General features: G+C 68.3%; 8 protein-coding genes and 2 CRISPR repeat arrays. All 8 genes read right to left on the reverse strand.

The genetic code is table 11. The annotated features are described in order from the left end of the window. Window positions 1-158: 158 nt before the first annotated feature. A CRISPR array of direct repeats spans window positions 159-3,238; the repeat unit is 29 nt; unit sequence CGGAACACCCCCGCGTCGGCGGGAAGGAC. Window positions 3,239-3,255: 17 nt separating this feature from the next. After that, complete coding sequence (gene cas2e / locus WA762_RS18820) at window positions 3,256-3,573, reverse strand: type I-E CRISPR-associated endoribonuclease Cas2e (RefSeq protein WP_335937020.1); 318 nt, start codon at window positions 3,571-3,573, stop codon at window positions 3,256-3,258. Then, window positions 3,573-4,523, reverse strand: a complete 951-nt coding sequence (gene cas1e, locus WA762_RS18825; protein WP_335937034.1) for a type I-E CRISPR-associated endonuclease Cas1e — start codon at window positions 4,521-4,523, stop codon at window positions 3,573-3,575. Before cas1e ends, cas2e begins: the two co-directional genes overlap by 1 nt. A gap of 56 nt (window positions 4,524-4,579) precedes the next feature. Next, window positions 4,580-5,230 carry a type I-E CRISPR-associated protein Cas6/Cse3/CasE gene (gene cas6e / locus WA762_RS18830; RefSeq protein ID WP_335937021.1) on the reverse strand — a complete coding sequence of 217 codons (651 nt, stop codon included), beginning with the start codon at window positions 5,228-5,230 and terminating at the stop codon, window positions 4,580-4,582. Then, window positions 5,227-6,006: a type I-E CRISPR-associated protein Cas5/CasD gene (gene cas5e / locus WA762_RS18835; RefSeq protein ID WP_335937022.1), complete on the reverse strand. Its 780-nt coding sequence runs from the start codon at window positions 6,004-6,006 to the stop codon at window positions 5,227-5,229. Before cas5e ends, cas6e begins: the two co-directional genes overlap by 4 nt. After that, a complete protein-coding gene (gene cas7e, locus WA762_RS18840; protein ID WP_335937023.1) occupies window positions 6,003-7,130 on the reverse strand; it encodes a type I-E CRISPR-associated protein Cas7/Cse4/CasC in 1,128 nt (375 codons plus the stop codon). Before cas7e ends, cas5e begins: the two co-directional genes overlap by 4 nt. After that, window positions 7,127-7,756 carry a type I-E CRISPR-associated protein Cse2/CasB gene (gene casB, locus WA762_RS18845; protein WP_335937024.1) on the reverse strand — a complete coding sequence of 210 codons (630 nt, stop codon included), beginning with the start codon at window positions 7,754-7,756 and terminating at the stop codon, window positions 7,127-7,129. The genes cas7e and casB overlap by 4 nt, the downstream gene beginning before the upstream one ends. Window positions 7,757-7,828: 72 nt before the next feature. Continuing rightward, window positions 7,829-9,418, reverse strand: a complete 1,590-nt coding sequence (gene casA / locus WA762_RS18850) for a type I-E CRISPR-associated protein Cse1/CasA (RefSeq protein ID WP_335937025.1) — start codon at window positions 9,416-9,418, stop codon at window positions 7,829-7,831. 608 nt (window positions 9,419-10,026) lie between these two features. Then, a complete protein-coding gene (cas3, locus tag WA762_RS18855) occupies window positions 10,027-12,864 on the reverse strand; it encodes a CRISPR-associated helicase Cas3' (protein WP_335937026.1) in 2,838 nt (945 codons plus the stop codon). A gap of 187 nt (window positions 12,865-13,051) precedes the next feature. Next, window positions 13,052-15,031: direct repeats of the CRISPR family, unit length 29 nt; unit sequence GTCCTCCCCGCCGACGTGGGGGTGTTCCG. Window positions 15,032-15,778: the final 747 nt, after the last annotated feature.

Raw genomic sequence — 15,778 nt, forward strand, 5'->3', positions numbered from 1 at the left:
GCCCGCCACAGAGGCTGAGGCGGTCAAATCGCCCGGCTCGATCTCCTGCTGGACATGGGAACAGCTCCAGCGCAGCGGCGAAGCGCGCAGCTCCTCATGCCCGTGCTCCTGGAGGCCACCGTCAAGTTCGGCAAAGGCCACCGGGCCGAATCGGTCCGCGGAACACCCCCGCGCCGGCGGGAAGGACGAATCGAGGCTCAGGCTGGTCCCCGACCTCCCCGGAACACCCCCGCGTCGGCGGGAAGGACCGGCACGCACAGGCCCCATGGGGCCTCTGTGACGGAACACCCCCGCGTCGGCGGGAAGGACTGCTTCTGGTACGCCGCGAAGAGGGCCGCCAGCGGAACACCCCCGCGTCGGCGGGAAGGACACCAGGCCGGGCACCTTGTGGAGGTACGTCAGCGGAACACCCCCGCGTCGGCGGGAAGGACGTGCGGTACGCCCCGGCCGTCTACGAGAAGCACGGAACACCCCCGCGTCGGCGGGAAGGACTCGGCGAGGACGTCGGCGACCTCTTCGCCCCGCGGAACACCCCCGCGTCGGCGGGAAGGACTGGATCTACGGGGACCCGGAGGGGTGGCGGTTCGGAACACCCCCGCGTCGGCGGGAAGGACCCTGACACCGACCCACCGACCCGAGAAGAGGACGGAACACCCCCGCGTCGGCGGGAAGGACGGCGCACCCGACACCCCCGGCGGCCTCCGCTGCGGAACACCCCCGCGTCGGCGGGAAGGACTCGCGCAGCCGGTACTCGACCTGTGCGTCCGCCTGGAACACCCCCGCGTCGGCGGGAAGGACCCGACCATGGAGGAGTCGGACCCGCGTCGCACCGGAACACCCCCGCGTCGGCGGGAAGGACGTGAGCCCGACGAAGAGACCGCCGAGGATCTTCGGAACACCCCCGCGTCGGCGGGAAGGACGGCGGGGCCGGGGCGTCGAGCCCCGGCATCTCCGGAACACCCCCGCGTCGGCGGGAAGGACGCTCCACCGCTGCGCGTATTCATCTCCGGCTGCGGAACACCCCCGCGTCGGCGGGAAGGACCGGGTCGGGCCTTTCCAGGACCGCCTGGACGGCGGAACACCCCCGCGTCGGCGGGAAGGACGGCAAGCGTGAGGCAGCCGGTTGGGCAAGCGACGGAACACCCCCGCGTCGGCGGGAAGGACGCACACAGCCTCCCCGTGGATCCGGACACCATCGGAACACCCCCGCGTCGGCGGGAAGGACGCCTTGACGTACGGTAATTCTCGTCAAGGAGGCGGAACACCCCCGCGTCGGCGGGAAGGACGGGGTCGCCTACCGGGGCCGTGGCCTGCGCGACGGAACACCCCCGCGTCGGCGGGAAGGACGGCGCATGACGCTCTCCCAGCTCTCGCCGAAGCGGAACACCCCCGCGTCGGCGGGAAGGACTCTCCTCCCCGACGGCATCGGAGATGCCCTGGCGGAACACCCCCGCGTCGGCGGGAAGGACGAGCACCCGGACATGACCATCACCCGCGCCCACGGAACACCCCCGCGTCGGCGGGAAGGACGCGGCCAGGACCAGCGGGGACCAGCGCAGGATCGGAACACCCCCGCGTCGGCGGGAAGGACGCAAGCCGAACGTCTGCGCCGGCCGCGTGCGGCGGAACACCCCCGCGTCGGCGGGAAGGACCCCGTCCCCGGCGCATCGCCCGCCTTGCCGTCCGGAACACCCCCGCGTCGGCGGGAAGGACGCCATCCACGCGTCGATGACCGCCCAGTCGGCCGGAACACCCCCGCGTCGGCGGGAAGGACTCAGCCCGTCCAGCCCGAGCGGGTAGACGTGGCGGAACACCCCCGCGTCGGCGGGAAGGACATGGTTGCGGAGCAGACCGGGCAGAGCCAGATCGGAACACCCCCGCGTCGGCGGGAAGGACCCGCTTCCGGGCTGGCGGTGGATCTTCTCTGTCGGAACACCCCCGCGTCGGCGGGAAGGACGTGGACGCGGTCGACGGGGGCGCGGTCGATGGCGGAACACCCCCGCGTCGGCGGGAAGGACACGCGCCGTGAGGCCGTCTGGGGCTCCTGTGACGGAACACCCCCGCGTCGGCGGGAAGGACGACCGCCGCCCCTACCGCGGCACCGAGTACGACGGAACACCCCCGCGTCGGCGGGAAGGACGCCAAGGCCGCTGTGCCCGGACGGCCTGCTGACGGAACACCCCCGCGTCGGCGGGAAGGACCCTCTTTCTCCGCGATAGTCGGAGGAAGAGGACGGAACACCCCCGCGTCGGCGGGAAGGACTCCCCGGAGAGCGCCTGTCCGACCTCGACGAGCGGAACACCCCCGCGTCGGCGGGAAGGACATGTGCTGCATGGTCAGCCGCCGGTTCGGGTTCGGAACACCCCCGCGTCGGCGGGAAGGACAACCAGTTCACCTTCGAGGTGGCGGGCGCCACCGGAACACCCCCGCGTCGGTGGGAAGGACCCGACCCCTTCCAACCACGGGCGGTTCCAGTGCGGAACACCCCCGCGTCGGCGGGAAGGACTGGGGTGTTGGCCGGCCTCCGTGAGAAGGTGGCGGAACACCCCCGCGTCGGCGGGAAGGACCCACTTGGACCGGGATGCACCAGCCTCATGCGCGGAACACCCCCGCGTCGGCGGGAAGGACGTCATCTTCTTCGGCGCCCGCTTCATCCGCTCCGGAACACCCCCGCGTCGGCGGGAAGGACAAGGCACCCGCACGGGCCAGGGCCCGCGCGTTCGGAACACCCCCGCGTCGGCGGGAAGGACGCCGGTTGTCACCAACTCAACGACTGGAGCGACGGAACACCCCCGCGTCGGCGGGAAGGACTCGACCCCGGACTGACGAAGATCAACCTCCCGCGGAACACCCCCGCGTCGGCGGGAAGGACACGATCGCGAGGGTCAGGGCCAGGCCGTGGAGCGGAACACCCCCGCGTCGGCGGGAAGGACGTTTCGGGGGTGTCCTGCTTCTTGGTCTTCTTCGGAACACCCCCGCGTCGGCGGGAAGGACAAGCCGCTGTCCGAAGAGCGGGCCTGGATCGACGGAACACCCCCGCGTCGGCGGGAAGGACCCGAGGGCGGCCCACCGCAGATCCTTGGCCACCGGAACACCCCCGCGTCGGCGGGAAGGACATGACCGAGCAGCCCATCACCGGCGGATTCGACGGAACACCCCCGCGTCGGCGGGAAGGACCGCGTCGATCACCGCCCAGTCGGCGCGGGACACGGAACACCCCCGCGTCGGCGGGAAGGACCCTTTCTGACCTGCGCACTAGGGAGGGCTTTGCACTTCCTTGACTTTTGGTGCCGCTGTCATGCGGATGAGGGTGAGTCCGTCGAGATCGATAGGGGCCCGGCGGCGGGTGCCGGCGGTGCGTATGGCGTATCCCTGCTCCGTGGGGGCTGGGTGAACAAGGACGGCGGCGCCGTTACCGACAGTGTTGCTAACGGCGTGCCAGAGCTCGTCGCGGACGCGGGCGGAGACGCTGCCGACGAAGATCCCGGGGACGACTTCGCTGGTCCATCGGCTGAGGGCACCGCGCAGGTGGTCGGGGACGGCCGTGGTAGCGATTACGACCATGGAGGGCATTACTCTCCTCCGTCTGCGTAGTTGACGCCGGCGGGGAGTGCTCCCGTCTTGGGGTCCCAGAGATGGACCATCTGGACATCGCGTCGTTCGGGGTGTTCTTCCTCATCGACTGCGTCTGCGGTCATGTCGGTCTGGCGCGTCGTGAGCAGGGTTTGGACGTCGCGAACGATGCGGGGGAGTAGGCGCAGGAGCCGGAGGTCTTCGCGGAAGCGGCGCCGGGCTTCCTGCTCGGGGTTGGCGGAGTCATGGAGGGCGAAAGCGAGGGGGAGAGTGGTCTCGGCCTTGTAGAGGTCTGCGATGTCGTAGACGAAGGCGTGCTGGGTGCCAGCGTGGACGAATCCGAGGGCTGGGGAGAGGCCGAGGGCGAGCAGGGCTGCGTGGACGATGCCGTAAAGGCAGGTGTTCGCTGCTGACAGCGCGAGGTTGACCGGGTCCTGGGAATGCCACTGGTCTGGGCGGTAGTTACGGCGGAAGCGTCCGATGCCGTGCTGTTGGGCAAGGATCTTGTAGAACGCCTTCATGCGCTGACCTTCCAAGCCGCGCAGCTGGTCCAGAGTGACGGGCTGCGGAAGCTCGGTGTCCGGGAACCGCATGCCGTACATGCGGACAGCGATCTCAAGGCGGCGGGTGGGTTCGGACCAGCAATTGACCTGCTGTTCCAGCCAGTGGGTGGTGAGGGAGTCCGGGAGGATTCCGGCGTAGGCCCGTACGCCGCCTGCTCCGACGCAGACGACGCTGGTGCCGTGGCGGGCGAGCGTGGTCAGGGCCGGTGTGGTGACGGACACTCCTGGACCCAAGAGCAGACAGGACAGGGCGGCTGTCGGGATGTAGACGAGATCGGTGCGGTGCTCGTCGACTTTGATCTGGGCGCATACCCCAGTGTCGTCCTGCACCACCCGGACCATGTCGAGGTAGAGGAACGACAGAGAGTCCGCTACGCGGGGCAGCATGGCCAGGGTGGGCGCGGCGAGGCGTCTGCGTACGTCGTCGCCCCGTCGTGGCGCGCTCACGGCGTTCGTACCGGGGAGAGGCTGAGCAGGCCCGCGCCGTATGGCTTGCCGCGTCCGATGCCGTGAAGGATGGCTGTACGGAGGGCATCGGGGTCGGTGACGGTGGCGTGGCCGTCGTAGCGGATCAAGTTGTGTCGTATGCGGCGTGCATCTTCCTGACGAGAGCGGGCGGGCTGCAGGCTGGTGGGGGTCAGGACGTGTAGTTGCAGGCCAGCTTCACCGGCTCGTCGTAGCCACCACTGGTCGGCGTCAGCGCCTGCGAGCGGGACGATTCGCCCACGTTTCCCCTTCTCGTTCAGGGAGAGCCGTTCTCGCTTGGAGGGGGTGAGGACAATGCGGTAGCGGACAGCGATTCCGTTGCGTAGTGCGGTGAACATCGGAGCGAGGCTCTTGATGTCCGCTTGTCCGTATTCAGCGGGCAAGCGGGCGGGATCGAGCTGGTGGGCTTGGACCAGGAGGGTGCTGGCGGTGTCGGTTTCGTCGATGCGGTACAGAAGCCCGGCCTGGCGGCGGGGACACTCGCCGAGGCCGTCGGGGACCATTCGCATGATGGTGCGGTGCATCTCAGCGGCATCGCGTAGATCCCTTTGGACCTCGCGGCTGTAGGGGTTGAGACGGATGCGTGCGATCACCGGGTGGTCGTTCATGCGAGTTCCTCGGCGTGTGCGTAGTCGATCAGACGCGACATCAGCGCTTCTTGCGGGCCGGCCAGGTCGCGGGGAACTGACTCGATGGTGCGGTAGAGACGGCGGCCGGCGTAGCGGCGGCCGTGCTGAGCGAAGTTCACGGGCTCGTCGTTCACCTCGATGACGCCGAGGGGGGCGGCGGCTTTCCCGCTGCGAGGCGGAGCTTGTTCCCAGAGGAATTCCACGGCAAGTGGAGTGCCTGCGCTTTGCTGCAGCGGTGCAGTCCGGCTGAGCGGGACCCGGGTACGAAGTTCCTCTTCGGGATCGTCGACGCAGCGACGCAGGAGGAACGGCTCATCGGGCGGGCACGAGCGGCGGCCCAGGTATGGCGCCCAGCAGGGGTGGCTCAGGGCATCCGCGAGGCGTTCTACGGTCTCGTTCGTTGCGCTGACGGCAACGACGAACACGGCGTCGGCGAGGTAGTGCCGGTTGGTGACGACGGCGGCTCCTTTGTTGCTGCCTCCGCTGGTGGCAGCGGTGCGGTCCTTGGGGAAGCCGCCGCCGACGGTGTGGTAGTCGATGAGCCGGTTGCCCGGCCGGTCCACGCGTACGGTGATCCGCAGTTCGTGGTACTTCTCGAGGTCGGCGTCGTCACGGCTGATTCCCTCGGCTGCGGCGAACATTCCGACAAGCGCGGAGCGGGTCGGGAAGGGCGCGGTGTCCCGTTCCCAGGAGAACGCGGACCGTTCGCCCCAGGACTGCAGGGGGCCGGCCAGCCGAATCAGCAGCCCGCTCACTGCCCGCCCTCCGAGGGGGGTACGGCGGCCGCGACAGCGGTGTCGATGAGCTGGGCGTAGGAGTCGTGGGCGTCGCCGATCCCGGTGTACTTCTCCTCGGGGGCGATGGTGGTGTGGCCGTGGAAGCGGTGGGTGCTGGGGCCTGTGAGGCGGTTGATGTTTCCGGCGTAGACGTCGAGGGCCTTTCGGGAGGGCTGGGAGAAGCCGCCCTGCCGGTCGCCGGTGACGGGGGTCTCGAAAGCTGCGGCCAGGGAGAGAGGGCGGTGTTTCCGCACGGCGAGATAGGCGAGATCCGGAACCGTGTGCGGGGCGGTGCTGTTCTTCTTGGCCTGCGGGAGAGAAAGCAGGAAGTGCCCGGCGAAGGAGCTGAGCACGGTCCGGGCGGCCTCTGTGTCGCCCTCCAGGTTCTTCAGCAGGTCGGTGACGTTGACAGTCGCGTACCGGTAGAAGACGCCGGCGCTGAATTCGGCGGTGTCGAGGTGACCGCTGCCGGTCTCGGCCTCACCCAGCCAGTCGTCGACAGCGGTGAAGTAGTCACGCTGCGGTTCGGCGGCGTGAGTGGTGAAAGCATGGGCGACCTGGGCTGCTCCGTCCACGTTGGCATCGGGGAGTTCGGCGAGCATGCGGCCCAGCAAGCTGATGGAGGCGGTGCGCCGCTTGAGGGTCGCCTCGATCTCGCTGGGCGGCAACACCTTTCCGGGGTTCTTCTTGCCCAGAGCCTGTTCCAGTGCTTCGCGGTGCTTGGTGCACACCGCGGCCAGCTCGTCGATGGCGGCTTCCGGCAGGAACAGCAGTACTGAGGTGTGGCCTTCCTTCTCCGTGCCGATGCCCTTCTTCCCGGCGCTCGCGGCGACCTGCGCTCCGGCGAACGCGGCCAAGTCGTCCGGCCAGCCGACCCTGGCCAATGCCTCCCGCACCTTCACCGGAACCATCCGCGTGCGGGCGGCCCTCTCCCCGAGATCCTGTTCGACGCCGAGCCGGATGGCCCGCTTCCAGGACTGGCTGGACACCCGGATACGAGAAGTGTTGCCGTAGCGCACCTGCTTCGGCGATCCAAGATCATCACGGTTGAGGTTGGCTGCAGGCACGGACTGCAGGGCGCTCAGATCAAGGTAGAGGCTCATCGGTCGTTCTCCTCGGCAGACTCAGGGGCGGCGGGGTCGGTTTCACCGGTGGCGGTGCGGAAGTAGCTGTCGAGCCAGCGGGTGGCGATGCGATCACGGTTGCGGTTCCACCAGGCCATGTCCTCCAGAAGAACCGCCCAGTCGACCGCGATACCGCCGTTGTGAAGCTGCTGCACCAGAGCGGGCAAGCCGCGGTGGACTGCATCGCTGCTCTGCCGGGCCATCAGATGCAGGACGCTCTCTGCGGAATTCGCCTTGAGAACGCCTTTGGCGACACCTTGGCCGAGGGAAGCCCCCAGGTTGGGGCGTTCGTACCACCGAACGGGCAAGCTTTCGTCCGGAGCGGCTTCACGGACCGTACGGGGCCGCGCGGCGATCAGCGCGGCCACCGCGTAGTACGCCCGCCGGACATCGGCGTAGTCCTGGTCGTCGTGGTCGCGCAGCCACGGAACGACGTAGCGGTGTGTGTAGTTGCACCGCTCTACTGGCAGGCCGACGCCGCGGCGCAGCTCGGCACGAGTTCGTGTCGTCTCGCACAAATGGAGCACGTAGGAGACGAACCGGTCCGAGACGCGGTCGGTCGAGGGGTTCGGCGGAGCGGGGGCCGCTGGCGCGGAATCGGTCATGAGATGTCCCTGACGTGCGAGAGAGGCAGGTGATGAAGGAGCGGAAGCCGCTGTGGGAGCTGCTGGTCCGGCTCAGTTGGAGTCGGACGGCTGCCAAAGCGCGAGGAGCAGGCCACGGGCACGGTGGCGGGCACGGGCCACCCTGATGTCGGGCCGGTTGGCCTGGCCGATGGCTTCGTCGAGTGCGGCGAGGGCCGCGTCGACGAACGGCTTGTCGACCCGATTTCCTATCCGGCTCGGCTCGATGGCCTGCCAGAACGCCTCTTCTGCGGTCGGCCAGTACCGGGACAGGGCGGCCGTTGCCCATGGCCCGGGTTTACGGGCGTCCAGCTTGACTTTGGCCCCGGGCGAAGGGTCCGTACTGGTATCAGTGGCGATCTTCCAGGCGATCCTGGCCGCGAAGTCGAGCCGGTCACCGGTCTTCTCCGCGAAAGCGTGACAGCGACTGATGTGATGAGCCGTCTCCGGGGCGTTCTCCTCCTGCCACTGCAGGACCTGCGGCGTCGTCGCCTGGAACCAGCCACGGTCCTTCTGCTGTCCGTCCTGGTCGAAGCCGTAGGCGCGCACCCGCAGCCGGGGCAGCAGCGTCCGGGGCAGGTGCTCAAGGGCTGGCGGCCGCTGCGTGTCCTGTCGGCTGTCCTTCAGCAGCAGCGCGTCGAGGTCCCGCCACAGCGCCCTCGCCCCCTCGGCCTCCCGCGGCTGGAAGTCGCCGTCCTTGCGGCGGTCGAGAATCTGGTAGGGGTCATGCACCTGGTGAGGTGGCTCGTGAGTCGACCAGGTGATGTAGGCATCGGTCACGCTCTGGCAACCCTCGGAGGGCACGAGAAGAACGGCGTGGCGGAACCGGCCCGTCAGCAGCCTGCCCGGCCACGTCATCGACGGCAGATGTCCCAGAGGAGCGTTCAGTTCCTCCTCCCACGGGCAGGCATCCTTCACCTCCCAGTCGACCTCGAACTGGGGAGCCGGCACGGCCAGCACGAGTGTCGTGAACAGGTCGGGGCCCCACGGGAAGTAGGAAACCGACTTCCGCAAGGGGGCGGCGTCGCTACTGCCTGTGCGGTGGTCCGTGATCCGGCGGGGCGTGCACTGCCCGGACGGCCCGTAGTACAACTGCGCGATCAGGTGCCAGGCTGCCTCGACCGTCGACACGGGCACAGGTGCGGTGTCGGTGAAATGACCGAAAAGAACAGCCCCGTTGACCCCGGTTGGGCGACCCAAGACCAGCTTGTTGACTCCCGAGGAGTTGGGCGCCCCTTTCCCGTCCACGCACTGAGTGCGCAGCCGTGGATCTTGCAGAAAAGGCCGGGCCGGATCGAACAGATCGAACCGACCTGTCAGCGCTTCCTGGTCGAAGTAGGCGTCAACGGCGTCCGGGTGGAAACGACCGGATTTCAGGACGCGTTCGCGCAGTTCGTACCAGTCCTCGATCTCCTCCGCGACATCCCGGTCGTCGAGCCGGACTTCTCCGTCCCCCGCGATCCTCGCGGCGATCGATGCCAGCACCCGCATCAGGCCGGCTGCCGCCGGCGGCACCGGCAACTCCAGGTCCTTGATGCCATGAGCCTGCTTGAACAATTCGCGAAAACCGATGCATGCCGACGTCCCGGACCGGAGACGCACGGGGATCCACGGCTCAACTCGCAGGTCGAATCCCTCAGTCATGGTCAACCGCCTCGCTCTTGACTGTCCGCCCGCGACGCCAACACAGGCAGCACGCCCGCTGGCTTCGCATGGGCATCCAAGCAGGTGCCACTGACACTGGCGCCGGTTCCGGCCGCCGCAGCATCAGTAGAGCACCCTCAGACGGGCTGCGCAGCAAATTTCACAAGGTTGAAGAGCAAGGGTGCGGGGGACGGTGCGGCTTGCGCGGGGCCGCTCGTGTCTGTTAAGCCTTGTTCAACGCACTGCGGCGCGCGGTGAGTTGAGGCCGTTCCCGTCATCCAGAGGGTGGGCATCATGTCCATGCAAACTGCCGTGCCCGCACCCTGGGCCGCCGCAGCGCCTGCGGTACTTGTGGTAGCCGTCATTGTGATCGTGATCGGTCTTTCGGCCAGACGCGGCGGCCGTCGGCTCCTGCACCGCCCTGCTCCTGGGCGTCGCAGAAGCGCACCGCCGTCTTTCCCGTTGACCTCACGGAGATGCTGGCCCCTGGACACTTCGGTGCGACGGGGTTTCCCCGCTGACGTGGGGGTGTTTCGGTTGACGAGCACGGGCGCATTAGCGCCCCAGCCCCTTCCCCGCCGATGTGGGGGTATCCGCTGAGCCTGATGCTACCTACGGACGAGACCGAGATCATCGTCCAGGCGCAGCGACTTGCCACCCACCGTCACAGCCTGTGCCACGCCCATGTGTACGGGCTGACGCAGAACGCGAAGGTCCGCGAGCATGGGGTGTCCGGTCCATGACTCCGGTGGGGTGACGATGTCCGGATCCGCGTCCCGGAGCCAGTCCGCACGAACCGGGATGGTGCGTTGCATCACCGCTCGCACTGAAGCGACAGACATCTTGCCACCCGGTGCGGCATCCGGCAGTGGTTCCTCGCCAGCAAGGTCCAGAGTCGTCCGGCCATCTTCTTGGGCATAAGCGCACAGCAGCCGCACCGATTCGGCACCCAGTCGGGTGGAGACCTCCCACTCGTCCTCCTCGCCGGGTAGGTGGTGCAGGTCATGGAGGGTGTAGACGCTACGCGCGCGCTTTACGGCACGGAGGCCAGCCATGCTTCGCTCCGCCATCTCCTTACCTTTGTGGGCCGTCCAGGCTTTCGCCCGGGGGGCGCCCGGACTGTCCCAGTTGAACGTCTCATCGTTCCTATGGACAGTCTCGACCAACTCCTGCACGTCATCCGGGATGGAAACGACGCCTCCCTCGATCCCGGCAAGCGTGGCGGAGGTGGTGACAAGAAGATGCTCGGAGTACACCTCCCCCCACTGCACCGGCACCTCGCCCCCGCCAGCGATCGGATCGAGAACCACGAGAGAGGGCTGACCTGCCCAGGCCGGCCGACCCAGACCGCTGGGATAACCGTGCTGCGCCCAGTGGTTCTCATGCCGCCAGCACCGTCCGGCTCTCTGGAGCAGCAGGGACAGCGGGGCGAGGTCACTGATGACGATGTCCGCATCAAGATCGAGCGACTGCTCGACGACCTGGGTAGCGACGACGATCCGACGCGGCGGACGCGGGCCCTTGCGTCCCAACCCGTCGGTGACCTCACGGGTGCGGGCCTCCCGTACGTCGGCCGGGAAACGGGCGTGTAGCAACTGCACGTTGCCGCCCTCCGCGTGGGAGCGCCTGTCGAACCGTTCACGCAGCCGCAAGTAGGTCTCCTGAGCGTCCCCCACGGTGTTGCACACGACCAGGGCAACGCCGCCGTCGCCCTCGGTCACAGGTTGCAAAAGGCGTTCGACGACCGCCATCCGGCCGTGGGAACAACCTCCGGAACGGCGACCGACCGGTTCCACGACGATACCGAGCTTCATCCTCCGAGCTTGTGCCTGCTCGCTCCGCCGCTTGTCCGAGATCTGGCTCGCCTCGCCGCTTCCACCGTCGACATAAAGCCAGCCGGGGTAAGGCGCCGGGAATGTCCTCTCACTCAGACTGCTCGTATTGTGGCCCGCGCCTCGCAAGTATTCCTTGATCAGTCGGTCACTGACCGACGCAGGCAGGGTCGCGGACAACAGGACGACCGGAACTCCAAATGCCCCGAGCCAGTTCAACAAGCGACCCAGCAGCACCTGCATGTAGGGATCGTAGGCATGCGCCTCGTCGACGATGAACGTCTTCCCCGACAAGGCCAGCAGCCGCAGCGCGTTGTGCCGTACCGGCAACACGGCCATCAGTGCCTGGTCGATGGTGCCGACCGCGAATTGCGCGAGCAGTGGCCGCTTGGCGCCGCGCAGCCACCTCTGGGGCCGCATGTCCACCTCCGCACTCTGACGCGCCTCGACCTCGTCCCCCCCGCAGGTCAATACAGCCTGGGACTTCAACCCTTCGTCGGCATACGCGCTGTTGAGCCAGGCCATGCTGTGAACCAACGTCAGTCCGGCTTCCTGACCGGACTGACGGGACAATGTCTTCGCGATCCGCCCGTACATCTGATCACTGGTGGCCATCGTCGGTAGCAGGAACGCGTACCCCTGTGTGCCGAAAGCCTCGGCCAGAACCCGCTCGGCTTCCAGCGCTGTCTCGCTCTTTCCGTCCCCTGGTGCCGCCGTCACGAGGCAGATGCCGCCGCGGCGCCCGTGTCCCACCGCCGCCTTTAGCTCTTCCACGACGGATCGCTGCAACGGATTTGGCTCTCCCGCGATGCCATAAGCCTCAGTGAATTCCTTGCGCTGTAAAGGCACCCGCATTAGCCCCGCCTCCGCCAACAGGCCGGGAGCGTCGAATTGTGAACGCCTGAAATGCTCTGTCAGCGAGGGCACAAGAGCGTGTTGCCGTTCCAGAAGGTACCCCTCCTGGCTCACCAGCCAGTCCGCGAGGATGACCACCCCGGTGACCAGTACCGCCGCAGGCGCCTTAAATGCCGGAGGCGCTTCCGGCGCCCCCAGCATCTCGTGCACCACGCCAGCGTGCGCGACCCTCTGCCGAGTCCATCTCGTGCCGCCGAGAAACGCCGGCCCGATGAGGTCCTCAACGCGGTGAAAACGGCCGTGATGACCACCGATGATCTCGGCCAGTCGCTGCGCCCCCCTGGATTCTCCGTTGGCCTCGAATCGCAGGGCTTTCAGCACTTCTTCCACGGCATGCATGCCGGCCACGTCGTGCCCGACGGGATCCGCGCTCATCGCATCGCGGTCCGCGCTCAACTCGGAAGCGAGGTGCCGACTGCCGTGGGCCGAGCAGAACTGGAACCCGGAGAGCTTGCCGATGTCATGCAGCCCAGCACACAGTCCGACGATAGCTCGGGCACGTTCAGGCTCGTCCTCTAGCCTCATCCCCTCGGCGATCCGCACACGCTGGTTCTCGGACAGGTACCCGTCCCAGAGATGCAGCGCCATCGCAGCAGCATCCAGCAGATGCCGAATCAGCGGATAGGGCGGCAGGTCAGGGGACAGTCCTCTCGACTTCCCCCATACCGACTCATCTGGCACATCCCGTTCCGTGGTCACCGCGGACCCCCTCTGCATCTCGCCCAACGGGCCATCACCGTCATCCAAGCACCCACCTCTGTCAGCGCCGAACAGCCACTATCCGGTCTCGGTAAGGTGTCGACGTGCGACCCAGGAGCCAGCAGCGGAGAGCGCCCAACTTGGCAAAGGAAATGCAAAGGGCCTCATAAGTGCCAGGTCAGAGAGTGTCCTCCCCGCCGACGTGGGGGTGTTCCTCCCCTTGGGCCGCCAGCTCCTCCTGGACCAGGGTCCTCCCCGCCGACGTGGGGGTGTTCCGTGGTTCGGCCGGAACATCGGTGACCCGAAGAAGTCCTCCCCGCCGACGTGGGGGTGTTCCGCCTGTCCAGACGAGCGCGGCCCCTGCCCCGGTGTCCTCCCCGCCGACGTGGGGGTGTTCCGAGTTCGGGGCGGCGGTCCTTCAGCGCCTGCGCGTCCTCCCCGCCGACGTGGGGGTGTTCCGTCGGCGGCGAGCCCGAAGAGGCGTTGCCGCACGTCCTCCCCGCCGACGTGGGGGTGTTCCGCCGAGGCAGAACGGGACAGGCACCGAGCCCTCGTCCTCCCCGCCGACGTGGGGGTGTTCCGGACGGACAGGTCGCCGCCGACGAGGCTTCGGCGTCCTCCCCGCCGACGTGGGGGTGTTCCGCCGTCCGTCTGGTTGAAGACGCCGACGGTCATGTCCTCCCCGCCGACGTGGGGGTGTTCCGTGGACCGCCCCGCGCCAGACGACGCGGCCGACGTCCTCCCCGCCGACGTGGGGGTGTTCCGGTCACGGTGAGGAACCCGAAGGGGTCCGGGAAGTCCTCCCCGCCGACGTGGGGGTGTTCCGCATGACCTCGCGGTCGTCGAAGTCGCCGTGTCGTCCTCCCCGCCGACGTGGGGGTGTTCCGCTGAACCCGCCGCCGCCGTACCGGCCCTGGTAGTCCTCCCCGCCGACGTGGGGGTGTTCCGACGGTATGAAGTTGGTCTCCGTTGACGCGTTCGTCCTCCCCGCCGACGTGGGGGTGTTCCGCGGACGGCGTTCCGCCAGCCACTCCGTGCCGCGTCCTCCCCGCCGACGTGGGGGTGTTCCGTCGAAGCCGCTCGACGGCCGCGAGTTGGTCGCGTCCTCCCCGCCGACGTGGGGGTGTTCCGGCAGCGACATTCAGTACAAGGGGTCGGCGTTCGTCCTCCCCGCCGACGTGGGGGTGTTCCGTTGGGCACTTTCTCAATGCGGTGGCGCGACCAGTCCTCCCCGCCGACGTGGGGGTGTTCCGGCGCGGTGCACGGCCCGTTCCGCCCGGGCGTTGTCCTCCCCGCCGACGTGGGGGTGTTCCGACCCAGCCGGCGAGCTCCGGTCCGCGTCATCCGTCCTCCCCGCCGACGTGGGGGTGTTCCGACGAAGCGGTCGGCCATCCGCACGGGCACGGTGTCCTCCCCGCCGACGTGGGGGTGTTCCGCGTCTTGTCCAGAGATGGGAATCGGGTGCCATGTCCTCCCCGCCGACGTGGGGGTGTTCCGACAACCCTGTCGGGCGGCATCGCGGTCTACCTGTCCTCCCCGCCGACGTGGGGGTGTTCCGCCGTCGAAGACCTCGCCCACGGCCGCGACACCGTCCTCCCCGCCGACGTGGGGGTGTTCCGCCGCTGACCGGTCCGGTGCCCCTGCTGCACCCGTCCTCCCCGCCGACGTGGGGGTGTTCCGCGGCCCGCGACCTGTCCGGCGTCGACCGCAGGTCCTCCCCGCCGACGTGGGGGTGTTCCGTTTCAGAAATCCGACCGGACGTGAGGCCCCGTGTCCTCCCCGCCGACGTGGGGGTGTTCCGGTGCAGGCCAAGGCGGACGCCAAGGCGCGGGCGTCCTCCCCGCCGACGTGGGGGTGTTCCGTATCGGTCAGCTCGATCTCTTCGTCGGTCAGGGTCCTCCCCGCCGACGTGGGGGTGTTCCGGAGAAGGGCCACTTCACCGACGGCATGTCCCAGTCCTCCCCGCCGACGTGGGGGCGTTCCGTCGTACTACGCGGCCGACGCGATGGCCGGCGGGTCCTCCCCGCCGACGTGGGGGTGTTCCGACGGCGAACCGTGGCGTGCTCAGCGCCGAGCTGTCCTCCCCGCCGACGTGGGGGTGTTCCGCGCCCGCCATATGAGTCGGCCCCGCCTGACACGTCCTCCCCGCCGACGTGGGAGTGTTCCGAATCCTGCCCACTTGTTCGCGATCTTGGCCGCGGCTTCCTTGCCGAAGCGGGGTGCTTCGCGCGCCCCATGTGCTCGTCGGTCAGCCGGATGGCGTAGGGGGCGGCCGTGCTGGTGTCGCCCCACCCTTTATGCAGGCTCGCGATTCCGAAACATGGTGTGGCGAACGCCTAACCAAACCAGATCAGCCGGGAGCGAGGAGGATGTAGCCGGATGGAAACAGGTAGATTTGTCCGGCCTCTCGATAAAGCTGCAGGTGAGACGCGTCACCTGGATAGGTTCGAGTCCCACCCGCCCCACTCAGGAAAAACGATGTGACCTGCGGAAACGCTACCGCCGCCAGAGCTTCGGGCGCGGAAGCGCCACACCGAAACCTCCCATCACCACTCTCGTGGCCGCTCAAGGCCAATTGGCGCAAGTCCAGAGGCCCCCTCCCACACCGCTACGTGGTGGGCTGGGAGTTCCCGGAGAGGCAGGCGAGACCCTGTGAGGAAGAGGCTGCGAAATGCCTGGGGTCTGGTCGACGGCGGTCACGAACAGCAATGGCCGCCAGGGTGAGGTAGGGGCGGGACATACCTTGGGGCTCAGGACGAAGAAGTTGTGCTGAACCCTCATGATCACACCTGAACAGATCTCGACCAACACATCGGCCCCACCAAGAGTCCGAGGATCCACGACCTTCGCCGTACCTACGCGTGCTGGCTGATCGCTGACAAGGCGGGGCCTTTGCCCCGAATCCCGGATACGG

The sequence above is a fragment of the Streptomyces tyrfis genome, assembly GCF_037034285.1.
Classification (GTDB): Bacteria; Actinomycetota; Actinomycetes; order Streptomycetales; family Streptomycetaceae; genus Streptomyces.